Here is a 12,666-nt window from a genome sequence, read left to right as displayed (position 1 = left end):
AGAATCGAATTGGAAAGATTTATAAATCGACAAACGGTGAGCAGACGAGTTTTCTTCCAACTTTTAAAAAAGCGAGAAGAATGTTTTGGAACTATTGTCGAATACAGATCAATCGAGCCGGACTCGAACAAGAAAAATAATAACGCGAAAATGCGGACGAGCTCGTAGAACCTTTCAAACCGTCGTATCCGTAACCGCTACTCCCATCCGTGTAAGAAGAACAGTTGTAAGACGCTCCGATCGGTACGAAACCGCTGCCCAAACCAGTCCAAAAACTCAAGGTCGAAGGATCAGATGAATGATCTACACTTGAATTGAGCGGAAAAGAAAAAATTCCGCTCCCGGCCCCGATTCCGTTGCTAACACTCGTTCCGATCAGAGCTCCTTCCGGCGCGGAAGGACTATACGAAAAATAACGAACGCCGATCTTTAGAGGCCAGTCCGTCTCCGGAGTAGAAGGCGCCTGTGTAGGATTTCTGAACGAAGAGATTCCTAAAAGCGCCTTGTATTCCGAAGCGTTTCCCGGAAGGTCATTCGGTTTTTCCGCCTGGCATTTTGCGTCCGCACCTGCAATTCCGCCTAAGTTCCCCAAAAACCCCGGGCCACTTGTACCGGGAGTTGCGGAATTACTCGCTAAAAAAATACATTTGTCCGCTTCGATGATCTGAAAGCTCAACGTAAAAACTTTCGAATCGGAAACACGAGTCGCATTCAAGGTCATTGTATCTTCCAGACAATTGTCATCGACCGGATTTAAGATCAGAGTAGCGGAATTTCCGCTGGAATACGTAAACGTACTCGGTGCTACGGTGGGGGTTCCCGTTGTATCAGCCCAAGCAAATTGATAAGTTTCGTTGTTTTCCTTTCTGGTTTTTAACGTGAGAATGATCGAAGTAGATTGACCTTCCGTTAGACGTTGGGGCAAAGCCGTTAGGTCAAAGGGATTTTCGGAAACCGGAAATATCACCGGGAGAATATTCACGAACATTCCTATGCCGCCCTTAGACATATCCATTTCTACCTTTTCCGCTTTGTTACAGAAAAGTGAAAAAAAGAAAAACCCTAAAAACCAAAGCCGGTGAGAACTACGCATAATTCAACAACAGGCTTTCGTAAAAAATTTGTAAATCAACCTTTCAAGTTGAGCGAATCGGAATTGGAAATAAATTTTATCCAAAAGAATAAAAACAAAATCCTTTTTATAAAAATAAACTTTTCTTAAGCTGAGATCTTTTCCTTTCCTTTCGCCTTCGAAATTTCCTTACGAAAGGTTTCGTAAGGATCGTCGCTCTCACCGGAGGCTGAAACCTTCAAACTTTTTGTGGAAGAAGTCGGTTGATCTGGCTTCGAAGCAAACCAAGAATCCACGTATTTGACAACCTTCGTGATTTTCTCATTGAGCAATTCCTCTTCTTTGGTTTTCAACTTGTGTTCGAGGATCGTTTTTCTTTCAGACATGGTCTTATGTATTTCTCTCGCACGAGAACGGAAGGATTCATCCGAAGGATAAATCAAAATAGAATCGGTTTTATCTCCGGCCGGATCGGGAATCAGAACGAATTTTTCCCTATCGATGATCTGTTGAATCAATTCCGGAGTAAATCCTTGGATTTCATACAGTACGTCCTTCAAAACCGGAGGAAACTTTTTTTCAAAGTAGAATCGATTGAGTGCTTCGGAAAGTTTCGATTTCTGCTCCAACAATTTGATCCTTTCTTCCTCTTTTAATTTTTCCTGAATCTTTGCCTGTTCCGCTTTCATCGCGGATTCCCGATTCTTTGTCCGAAGTATCGATTGTTCGGAGCGAATCTTTTCTTTTGCGGAATGAAAGAATACGTCCTGAAATAATTTTGCGATCCCTATTAAATCTAAAATCGGAAAATACCAAGGGAAATATTCTATGTAACCTTTTCTAAGAACTTTTCCATAACTCTTAACGAATTCATCATCCTTGAAAATGATTCGAATCGAATCTTCGTTCTGTTCTATAAGATTTCGGATGCTAAGAATTTTCCATGCCTCCACGGATGTTACAAGCGCCAAACTCTTGATGATGGCCTTGATCGTTTCCGGTTCCTTTCTCAAAAAAGAATGCATCGTGATTCCCTTCGTTTCCCAAGGAGAATAGGCGATGTGAATGTCTTCCGTTAGAAGTCTTTTGAGTTCTCCGGGAAAAGATCGAAACTCTTCATCGGTTATGAATAAAACCAATTTGTCCCATCTCCCTCCTTGTTTGGAAAGATGATCGCTCATCTCATGAAAACGTGTTCGAATCTGATCGTGATAAGAATGATTTAAGGAAGCTTCTATCTCCTCATTCAAACTTTGGATCAAAGTGACTCCCATAAAAGTCTGCTTTTGTTTTTTTTCGGAATCGGACCGTAACGCCCTTTCAATGGCATCTGCCCTTCTTTTTCCAAAAGAAGAGGTCGGAGCTAAGGACGGATCGTTTTTGTGAATTCGTTCTTCATGCGCGATCGTGGTAAACTCGTCGGAGATCGCCCATTTGTATTTTGGAAATACTTTCTTCTGATGATATTCATCGACGAGTTCGAACAGGCTCTGGAGTTCCTTAACTTTAACGATCAAGTATCCGTACTCAGGAATTTCCCGGATTCTTCCTTTTTTAATCAATCCATCTGTGATCTCGGTAATCATATCCTTTGCATATTCGGGATTGAGAGGAATATTTAAATACGGCGGTTTGAAGTAACTATCGGGATTAAAAAAGAGTTTGAGCTTTTGAACATTCTCTCCTTTGAGGTCGGCTTCTAAATCTTCCCAAAGAATTTCCTTACTCAAAGGCGGTTTTGTTTCCAAGTATGTAAGAATCGAATTGATTGAAAGATCGATTAACGAAAGATAAAGACGGGTCAAGTCTCCCAACTCCGCATCGGGATAGGCTACGTAACAAGGTTTTAATCTCAACTCGGACGTCGCGGGATCGATGCAAAAATAAGCGAATTGAAGCGCAACTCCGTCTTCGAGCAATCTTTTGAGATGAAATACAACCTCCGCTGGGGTCAGTTCCGTCGCTTCCGGAACCTTAGAATCAACTTGAAATAGATTCTGTGATCTTGCGTTCTTATAACTAGTTTGAGAGACAACAGCTTTGTAGACGGAATGAGTCAATCGGTCATTGAGATAATAGCTGACTACCTCGTTGATTTTCTTAACTTTTAAAAAAGCTGATTGCGTTGAGTTTGCGGCAACCAACGCTGGATTTAAAACCGGTTTCGACATCGCCTCTCCAGTGTTAGACTATTCAAATGAGTTTGAGAATTTTCGGAAGGCTTTTCGAATGTTCAACTTCATTTTTTCTTTTGATCGGAGAAAGGAAAGCAATTTCCAAGTTTTTTTCGCATTTGATTCTCTTGACTTCTTTGATAGTCGCCTGGTTCCATGAATCTAACATGAAGCTTTCCAAGAAATATACCTTTCGGTCTAGAAAGGCTCTACTCGTTATCTTAGACGGGGTCGGTTACTCTCCCCGCGGCGCCGAATTCGGAAATGCGATCGCAGGCGCTCGTCTTCCGTTTCTAAATCGTGTCTGGAATCAATTTCCTACGGTTCATATTCAAGCCCACGGTAAGGCTGTGGGAATGCCATCGGACGAAGATATGGGAAATTCCGAAGTAGGACACAACGTCCTAGGCTCCGGAAGAATATTCGATCAAGGTGCGAAACTCGTTTCTAATTCGATATCCACCGGATCCATCTTTCAAGGCCAAGCATGGAAAGAAGTCGTCGAGAACGTCATCAAAAATAACTCCACCTTACACTTATTAGGTCTTTTTTCGGACGGAAACGTACATTCTCACATCGATCATACGAGGGCCTTAATTTCTCAGGCGATCAAAGAAAAAGTTTCGAAAATTCGCCTTCACGTACTTCTCGATGGAAGGGATGTTCCGGAAAAATCTGCATTAGATTATTTGAATCCTTTTGAGGAATGGTTGGATTCTTTACGGAAGAATGGAACCGACATCAGGATCGCTTCCGGTGGAGGTCGTATGACGATCACGATGGATCGCTACGAAGCGGATTGGTCGATGGTCGAAAGAGGTTGGGCGATTCATGTTAAAGGAGAGGGTAGAAAATTCTCCTCCGCGAAAGAAGCGATCGAGACGTTCCGCAAAGAAGATCCGAAAGTAATCGATCAGTATCTTCCTTCCTTTGTAATCGCCGAAAACGGGAATCCAATTGGAAAAATTTCGGACGGCGATTCCGTAATCTTCACCAATTTTAGAGGAGATCGAGCCATCGAAATCTCACTCGCGTTCACCCAAAAAGAATTCTCCAAATTCAATCGTGGTCCTCTACCCAACATCGTTTACGCGGGAATTATGCAATACGACGGGGATCTGAAACTTCCGGAACGATTTTTAGTGGCACCACCCGCGATTGATCGCACTTTAGGTGAGTATATGGCGAACTCCGGGGTGGCACAATATGCGTTATCCGAAACACAGAAATACGGTCACGTGACCTATTTCTGGAACGGAAACAAAAGCGGCTACTTTGACCAGAAAACCGAGGAATACAAGGAAATCCATTCCGACGTGATTCCGTTTGATCAAAGTCCGGAAATGAAAGCGCTTCTCATCACGGACGCTCTGGAAAAGGCTCTAACGGAAAACAAACAGGACTTTTACCGAGTCAATTACGCAAACGGAGATATGGTCGGTCATACGGGCAACTTTCCGGCGACCGTAAAGGCGATGGAATTTTTGGATGGTTGTATCGAAAGGTTATGGAGAATATGCGAAAAACAGAATATTGTTTTGTTGATCACCGCCGACCACGGAAACGCGGACGAAATGTATCAGCTCGATAAAAAGGGAAACGTGGAAAAAGACACGAACGGTCTTCCCGTGCCTAAAACAAGTCACACTCTAAACTCGGTTCCATTTTCCATTCTGGATCCCGAAGACAAACTCAAATTAAATTCAAAAGTCAAAGATCCCGGTTTGGCGAACGTGGCCGCGACGATCCTGGATATCATGGGATATGAAACTCCGGAAGGATATCATTCTTCTTTGATTGAAAATTAATCCGAAGTCGCGCTTTTTTTAACGAAAGGCGCGCAGTTTTGCGAAGGAAATAGCGCAGAATATCGAACAAACGATGATAAACCCTCCGGAGAACCCGATGGACCACGGTTGTCCGTAATTGTCCGCGAGTTTTCCGGTGATCAAACCGGAAATCGCCGGCGTCGCCTGAAAGACTAAACTGTAAAAACTCATCACTCTTCCTCTTACGTTATCGGGAGTTATGATCTGCAAGGTCGAGGGAATCAACGCACTCAGTAGACCGCCAAGAACTCCGACGAAAAGCAATAGAAATGCCGAGATAATCGTAACCGGAAAATTGGCGACCGCCAAAACGGTAAGTCCCGAAAGAAAGGTAGCGCCTAACATAGTGTATCCTCGATGAAAACGATCGTGTAAAAGTCTTGCGGCAATTCCTCCGATCAATAACCCGAGTCCGAGCATTCCCATATAAAGCCCTCTTTCTCTCTCGTTTAAGAATAGTATGTTTTTCGCAAATTGAGGTAGAACGACTTGCATCGGACCGACCATAAAAATAGCGAACATAGTAAGAATAAGCAGTTCAATGGAAAGAGATTCCGATCGTAAAAAAACGAACCCTCGTTTGAGTCCGAACCAGATCGTCTCTTTTTCGGCGTGCACGGTCTCTTTTATTTTTACAAAAGTCAAGGAGAGGTAACCGACAAAGTATAAACCCGAAATAAAAAAGAACAACACATACCATTCGTATTTTTGTTTGATCAATCCCACAAACATAGGAGCCAATCCGAAACCGATGATAATAAGAATATTGAGCATCATCGTAGCCTTAGCGGTATCTTTTCCATCAACCAAATTACCGAGCAACGTCAATCTCCCCGGAATGATGAATGTAAGCGCTAATCCGTTATAAATGGAAAGAAGAATCAGGATGTATCTCAATTCATAATTCATTTTTCCCAGCAGAATAAGAATTCCAAGGATGACGCCGGAAACGATGAAATTCGTTTGAAAAAGGTAGAGTATCTTCAAGCGAGAATAACGATCTAAGATCGCTCCTACGAAAAAACTGAATAGGATCGTGGGTGAAACGTTCGCAAAAAAAATTGATCCTGCGAACGTTTGAGACTGCGTGACATCCAACGAATATATTATCAAAGTATAATTGAACATATTCCCCGCGAGAAGAGTGATCGCGGTATTGATATAAAAATAGATCAGACTCTTTTTGGAAAAAAGGCCCTCACCCAAAGATAAAGATTCCTGCTTGGTCATAATTTCTTTCCTATGCCATTTTGACTTTTCAGTTGATCGTTAATTTCTCCAAGAATTTCCATCTGAATTTCTTGTACTTGGATCATCTTAGACCTTTGATTCATAAGGAGATGATCCACCTTCTCGTGTAAGGTTCTGATCTCGATCTCCGACTTCAAATTTACTTTGTAATCGTTTTCGGATCGGATTCTATCTTTCGTTTCCTGCCGATTTTGACTCATCATAATGATCGGCGCCTGAATTGCGGCCAAACAAGACAAAACCAAATTTAATAGAATAAAAGGATATGGATCGAAGGGAGATCGAATCAAGATCGCGGCATTTCCCATAATCCATCCTAGCATCACCAGAAAAAAAGTTATAATAAAACTCCAACTTCCTCCGAACTTCGCTACCTTGTCCGCAATTTGATCGCCTAAACTTAATTTTTCGACATAGGAATCGTTGTCATTCGCACTGATCAGATTACTTTCTGTCACGCTGTTGATCACTTCTTGTTCAAGAGAATGGATACTCCCGATCTCTTCTTCCATGATCCGTCTTACATACGTTACACGTGCTTTATTATAATCATTGGTACAAACGGAGGAGTGTTCGTTCCAAACGGGATTTTTTTCCTCTAAGATGGACTGTACTTCTTTACGAATGCCGAGCGATGAAACGACCTTATCTTCCTTATAGAGTTGATTACAAATGTCGCAACGAATCAGATTCGAGGTAGATTCAGATTCTTCGGTTTTCTTCTTCAGGATTTACGTCCCTCGGTCCATTCTCCCTCATAATCCTTTTTTTCGAAGGTGATTCTGGATTTTAAGTTCCGAGCTCCTTTGTATCTGCGTTCTTCCGGGTGATTTTCCCACCAAAGATTCGCCTTCTCGGAAAATTTTTCTCTTCTCAAATCCATATGAGGATGAGACTGAAAGTATTCGCTGAACAACTTCGCCTTTTTAACACCGGTTTCGGGATCGTATTGTTCCAATCTCAAAAACGCGAGACCTACTCCACTAGGATCGTATGTAGTATTAAGAATCAAATCGAAAGCGTATTCATCCGCTTCGTCTTCCTGCGTTTTATTATACGCATGTCTCGTCATCGTTTGAAATGCGAAGTCCGCAAGCTGGCCTAACGTATCGGTTCCGATTTTTTTGGCTAAAAGTTCGAATCGAATGCCGTCCATACAATGGGATTTTTCGATATGCCCGATCTCATGTGAAAGAACGGAAATCAATTCGTGTTCCGATTTAAGAGTCGTCAACAATCCTCTTGTAACAAAGATCACACCTCCAGGAAGTGCAAAGGCATTCGGAGATTCATCTTCCATGATATAAACCGTGTAATCGAAAGGTTTTTGTTTGTAGACCGTAAGCGAGCCGATTAATTGATTTAGATAATCGTAATCCTTATCGCCGACCTTCTTGAGTTCGGAAAATCGCTCTCGAATTGCATCTCCGTATTCTTTTTCATCCAAAGAATCCACGGATAACACTTTTGTTAGAGCTCGATTCATTGTTCGAATCGGTTTCCCGAGAATCTGATAAAAGGGAGCTAACGTGGAAGTTCTTTCTGTCTGAATCTGTTCCCGATACAAGAGCGCCATTAGGACGCCGCCGAAAACCAAAATTCCTATAAAAAAAATCAATCGTTTCATTCAAAACCGATCCCGGTATTTATTATAAATCGTATTCATTAAAAGCAATATACTTCCCACGCCAAGAAAGACGACCGCCTTGAGAATCGTTCCCGCAGAGGATAAATCGTGAAATACCAATCTTCCCACGCAAAACAACAATAGCCCAAGGGAAAGATAACGGAACCAAGATTCTTTCAAAAATAGTCCGAGCAAGAAAATGAGAAAGGCGAGTGTAGACCAGAGAAGCGTGAGAACAGCGCTCGAAAAAGACCAATACAAGAAGAGAAAAATTCCTATAAAGAAAGGATAATATACGATTCCATTCAGATAGATTCCGGTTTTCTCGGAGATCCCCTTCAAAAAACCGAGCCCTTGCGGAAAGGATATCTCTTCTTTACCGTAACTTCGATAAGCTCTATAAACGAATAAGAACAAAAGAAGAATCGTCAAAACACCCGGTATCCATTTCGCCTGATACCATTGTGCCACCGGATTGTCTTCCGTGGATACGATAAAGGTTAGATAAAAACAGGAGAATAGATGAAATAAAATTCCATACCATCTGAATCTCGATAGAGTTTGCGACTTTCGAATTCCGATCTCTAAAACCAAAATGGCCGCTATTGCAAAGGCAACGCTTACCCAGGATTCATTTAGAGTGGAATAAGAAATCAATCCAACGAAGAAAAGACATCCTTCGGCCAATAGGGGAACTACTACTTTCCAAAAAGTAACGGATTCAATTTCCTTAATGTTCGAAGTCGCCCAATAGACCCAGACGAGAAACCCGAGTAAACCGACCCAATGCGCCGCGGATAAGAATCCGATAAAAAGATAGGACGACTGCAAATCCACATATATGTAATGAACGGAAAAAGCGATCAAACCAAACCAAGACGCACGTTTCAAAAAGTCGGCAAGAATTCCGATCGATTGCGAAGCGGACCTTTTCGTAAAAAATTGACCCAATTCTAAAAATAAAATCGAAAGAAGCGCCCAGGCCGGCCCTACGATAAGATTGGAAATCGGTGAGAGAATATCTTTTGTGTAAACGTAAACGGCGACCACTATTCCGAAAATTCCTAAGTAGCCGGGCAAAATATTATAGTATCTCTGAAAGAATCGAAGAGGAGATCTCCAAATTCGAGTCCATCCAATAAATCGTGATTCGATTCCTTCCAAACTCAACCTAGGAAAAATAAAAAAGACAACTCCAAGTTGAGCGAAGATCGAAGCGATCTGAAAACCTCTTTGCTTCCATGGAAATTCATTTTGTGTCGCGAATACCGTAGATTCTCCACCGAGAAATATTTCAATATTCGTCCATATAAAGAAAAGATAAACATACAGTGCAAACCGTTCCGTTTTAAGGGATTTGATCTTGGATAGGAAAAACAAAATCAAAGTCGCAAGAGCCATCGCAAAGGAAAGAATTCTTCCGGGTGTTTCGGTATAAATCCCGATTACTACGATGGTGATCAACAGTTCCAAGAAAAGCGGTTGTGCGGATCCCAGCCAAGGTAAGGAAGAAAATTCTTCCTCCGGAAACAGAACCCAATAGAGGAACACGAACGCGGCGAGAATCTCGATCCAGAAGCGTGCTGGAATTCCGAACAGAATCGAAGACGCCTGGAACTCCACGGCAAAATGTCGCAATAAAAATAATCCTGCTAATACGAACGCAAGAATATAGAAAGAATGAAATAACTTCCCTTGTTTTGCGGACTTTTCCATTTCATTTTTACGAGACCATCTTCCAGATTCAAGATACAAAAGAGAAAGAAGAACGGCAAACGGTCCGAAAAGAAGCGGACTTTTCAGATTGAGGTAGAAATAAAAAGTAAACACGAGATGGGCTGTAAAACCGAAAAGGCCCGGCCAGAAGACGGAGGCTTTTTCTTCTCCGATCTTACAATTCTTTAGATAGATCAAAAACGGGAGAAGCCAAGGAAGCGATACGAGTAGAATTCTTTCCGCACTTTCATCTGCGGAAGATACGATCGATTTCCAAAGCGTCAAAGTTACAAGAGGAGTAAGAATCGCAATCGTAAAGAGAAGTCTCTTTGAAGACAACCTCTCTCTCAAGAGGAGAATGACGCTTAACAAAATGGAAGGAATCCATATTCCGAAAGTTTCCTTCGAGAAAAAGAGATAAAGCGAAAACAAACCTCCGCCGGCCAACAACCCCATTGCAGTCGTAAGCAAAGATGTGAGTGATAATTCTTCCTGAACGATCGGAAATCTTTTTTCTAGAATTCCGATAAAGCCCACCAATGCGAGTATCAACAGTCCGTATCCGATTTGGGAGGCGAGCGCTTCCTGAACGACCACGCCCGGAGTCGGTGATTCGAAAAAATCCTTATAGGAAAAAACAATTAGAATTCCGAAAACGAGAGTGGTAAGCGAAAGGGAAACCCTTTCCAAAAATCGGTTGTCTTCCTTAAAACAAATCCAAGAGAAGATAAGAATCTCCAAAGCCAAAATCGCAACGATGGAAAGATTTGCCATGTTCCAAAGATGAAACGAAAAAATCGCAAGAACGATGAGAGATTGAGAAACCAATCGATCCGTTAAAAACAGCCAGGAAATTTCTTTTCGTTTCGCATTCATCGAAAGGAACCAAACGATCGCCGCGGCAAAAAACAATAAAATCGTACTGTATTTCGATTTCTGAGAATATTGAACGAGGCTGATTCCCAAATAAGACCAGTTGAGAAGATGACTCACGAGAGGGAACAACTCGAACCCTTTTTTTCCGTAAAGTGTTTCTCTGTAATGAACGAGTAACGCACCCGAAAAAACGGGAAGAATACAAAGAATTGGAAATATAACCTCGAACCCTACCGGTTTGGAAGCGGAGTAGATTTGATGATTCCAAATTATATGAGACGCAAAAAAGCCGGTACTCACCACGAGTAGATGGACTTGCCTTCTTTCGGAATAGTTCCAAACGACTCCGGGCAAACAAATCAAAGTAATAACGCCTAACGTAAATGCCGAAGACTGAGGAATGGAAACGGACACCAATCCTAAAATCGTATGCAAAGATGCGAATGTTTCATTCTTAGATCGATAACCCGTAAACACATTGACAAGAACTCCCAGAGCTAAAGCGGACAATGCAAAATAAGAATTATCCAACCATCTCAAGGTCTCGATATAACCGCTTCCCAAAGAAACAAAAAGAAAAACGGCGGCGGCACTACTTCTCAAAGCGAGTGAAATCGTCCGAAACTCTGATTTTTTTCCGAGCCACAAGGAAAGCGCGAACAATGCTCCGGAAAAACCCAACACAAGAAGACAACGAAAGAATGCCGAAAGGATGAATAACGCGTAGATTCCGAGAAAGCCGATTCCGGCCACAAGAATGACCGCACCCAAGATGCCCGTCCAATTTTCGGAAAGAGGCTTTTCTATTTTTTTCCAAAATTGAATCAGTAGTCCTGGTTCTTTCGGTTCCTTTGGTATGATCTTTTCTTGCGGCTTTTCAATCGGAGCTTCGGTTTTTGTCTCAGGTGGAATCGTCTTAGCAACAACCGGAACATTTGCGGTCGTCTTGACTTCGATGCTTTCAGGAGGTACTTCCGCGGGTGGAATTCGTTTGGATTCTATAACAGGAGCGACGGGTTTTCCTTTTTGAGTTTGCTCTTCCGAATAGGCCGCTTTTGTTTCAGGCTTTTGTTCCGTTTTAAGAGATAATTCTAAAATACGAATTCTAGATTCTAATTCTTCAACCTGGTTTTTTAAACTTTTCGATTGAAAGAATGTATAAAGACCGAATAAAAATAATACGAAGATGAAGAATGGTTCCAAACGAATTGCTCCGGAAGGAATCCTCCCGTTCGATACTTTTTCGTCAAATCAAACTAATAGTAAAAAATAATTTATCAACGGATCCAAAGGTTAAAAAGGCAACAAGGCTCTTAAAGGAATTGTGGCATTCGGCAACCACATCAAAACTCCAACACCGAAGATCAGAATCAACCAAACGAGCTTTTGTTTCGATATGGGTGTTCCGCTCTTCTTCTCGGTTTGAACATACCAAAAGATACAAACAAGGCTAAAAACGAATTCGATAAGAATAGCGACATGCGGAAAATAAAAATAAGAATTCAGAGAAACCACAGGCGAGCTCGGAGACAAAAGCTGGTGTTCGAAACCGACGATCAAATCGCATAACACGTGAAAGACGGTTAAGAATCCACACCAAAGAGAGAAGGTTCCATTCTTATAAATCGCGAAAACTACTGCGGAAACGACTCCTCCTTGCAAAAAGGCAGGAATTAAATTATGGCTGTATGTCATCTGCACTTGAAGATTTTGAAACGTAGCATCGAGTAGGGATGAAGGAATGGTGGGTTCGACCCCGATCAAAGCCAAAAACAACCAAAGAAACTCCGGTATATTCGCACAGAGAAGAAGAATCCAAAAAGGATACTTTTTCAACTTCGAATAGGGTATGAGAGCGGAAGCGTAATGACCTAGAATCATATTTCTTTCTTCGTTACCACGTAGTTGATCAAATACATTCCAAGAAAATAAAATAACACAAGTGTGACGATCAAAGAAGACATGAAGGCTGACTCCATTTTTGAAAATAATTCCGGCGAACTGAATTGATTCGAATCAAATCGAACTGTCAAGAAATAATTCCAAATTCTTATTTTAAGAATGTCTCAAAGTCCTAAGTCCTAAGTCCTAACAAAAGCGTTAGAAGCCGTTTTTCAATAT

Annotated in this window: 8 protein-coding genes; 1 reads left to right on the top strand and 7 read right to left on the bottom strand. The window is 41.7% G+C overall.

The window, feature by feature from the left end; all coding sequences use genetic code 11:
* Positions 1–91: 91 nt before the first annotated feature.
* Positions 92–1,009: a DUF1554 domain-containing protein gene (locus DLM75_RS04795; protein ID WP_158586441.1), complete on the bottom strand. Its 918-nt coding sequence runs from the start codon at positions 1,007–1,009 to the stop codon at positions 92–94.
* 209 nt (positions 1,010–1,218) lie between these two features.
* A complete protein-coding gene (locus DLM75_RS04790) occupies positions 1,219–3,243 on the bottom strand; it encodes a hypothetical protein (protein WP_118967340.1) in 2,025 nt (674 codons plus the stop codon).
* A 170-nt stretch (positions 3,244–3,413) separates the two neighbouring features.
* Here DLM75_RS04790 and gpmI point away from each other — a divergent pair, with 170 nt between their 5' ends.
* Entirely contained in the window at positions 3,414–5,054 is a 1,641-nt protein-coding gene (gpmI, locus tag DLM75_RS04785) for a 2,3-bisphosphoglycerate-independent phosphoglycerate mutase (protein ID WP_118967339.1), read from the top strand.
* 18 nt (positions 5,055–5,072) lie between these two features.
* Here the strand turns inward: gpmI and DLM75_RS04780 are convergent, their stop codons facing one another.
* The 5 genes from DLM75_RS04780 to DLM75_RS04760 form a co-directional block, all read right to left on the bottom strand.
* Positions 5,073–6,305, bottom strand: coding sequence for an MFS transporter (locus tag DLM75_RS04780; RefSeq protein ID WP_118967338.1), 1,233 nt, complete (start codon positions 6,303–6,305; stop codon positions 5,073–5,075).
* Entirely contained in the window at positions 6,302–6,838 is a 537-nt protein-coding gene (locus DLM75_RS04775) for a DUF1003 domain-containing protein (protein ID WP_241547824.1), read from the bottom strand. Before DLM75_RS04775 ends, DLM75_RS04780 begins: the two co-directional genes overlap by 4 nt.
* A 212-nt stretch (positions 6,839–7,050) precedes the next feature.
* Entirely contained in the window at positions 7,051–7,953 is a 903-nt protein-coding gene (locus DLM75_RS04770; RefSeq protein ID WP_118967336.1) for a M48 family metallopeptidase, read from the bottom strand.
* Complete coding sequence (locus DLM75_RS04765; RefSeq protein WP_118967335.1) at positions 7,954–11,748, bottom strand: DUF2339 domain-containing protein; 3,795 nt, start codon at positions 11,746–11,748, stop codon at positions 7,954–7,956. It abuts the gene before it with no gap.
* A 90-nt stretch (positions 11,749–11,838) separates the two neighbouring features.
* Positions 11,839–12,426, bottom strand: a complete 588-nt coding sequence (locus DLM75_RS04760; protein ID WP_118967334.1) for a hypothetical protein — start codon at positions 12,424–12,426, stop codon at positions 11,839–11,841.
* Positions 12,427–12,666 lie beyond the last annotated feature (240 nt).

The sequence above is a fragment of the Leptospira stimsonii genome (assembly GCF_003545885.1).
GTDB classification, from domain to species: domain Bacteria; phylum Spirochaetota; class Leptospiria; order Leptospirales; family Leptospiraceae; genus Leptospira; species Leptospira stimsonii.
The sequence above is the reverse complement of the archived record's forward strand: the minus strand, read 5'-3'. Positions and strand labels throughout refer to the sequence as shown.

What these genes read in the sequence shown, in the direction of transcription:
- DLM75_RS04795 (WP_158586441.1), bottom strand. Translation starts at nt 1,009, where the DNA reads ATGTCTAAGGGCGGCATAGGAATGTTCGTGAATATTCTCCCGGTGATA.
- DLM75_RS04790 (WP_118967340.1), bottom strand. Translation starts at nt 3,243, where the DNA reads ATGTCGAAACCGGTTTTAAATCCAGCGTTGGTTGCCGCAAACTCAACG.
- gpmI (WP_118967339.1), top strand. Translation starts at nt 3,414, where the DNA reads ATGAAGCTTTCCAAGAAATATACCTTTCGGTCTAGAAAGGCTCTACTC.
- DLM75_RS04780 (WP_118967338.1), bottom strand. Translation starts at nt 6,305, where the DNA reads ATGACCAAGCAGGAATCTTTATCTTTGGGTGAGGGCCTTTTTTCCAAA.
- DLM75_RS04775 (WP_241547824.1), bottom strand. Translation starts at nt 6,838, where the DNA reads ATGGAAGAAGAGATCGGGAGTATCCATTCTCTTGAACAAGAAGTGATC.
- DLM75_RS04770 (WP_118967336.1), bottom strand. Translation starts at nt 7,953, where the DNA reads ATGAAACGATTGATTTTTTTTATAGGAATTTTGGTTTTCGGCGGCGTC.
- DLM75_RS04760 (WP_118967334.1), bottom strand. Translation starts at nt 12,426, where the DNA reads ATGATTCTAGGTCATTACGCTTCCGCTCTCATACCCTATTCGAAGTTG.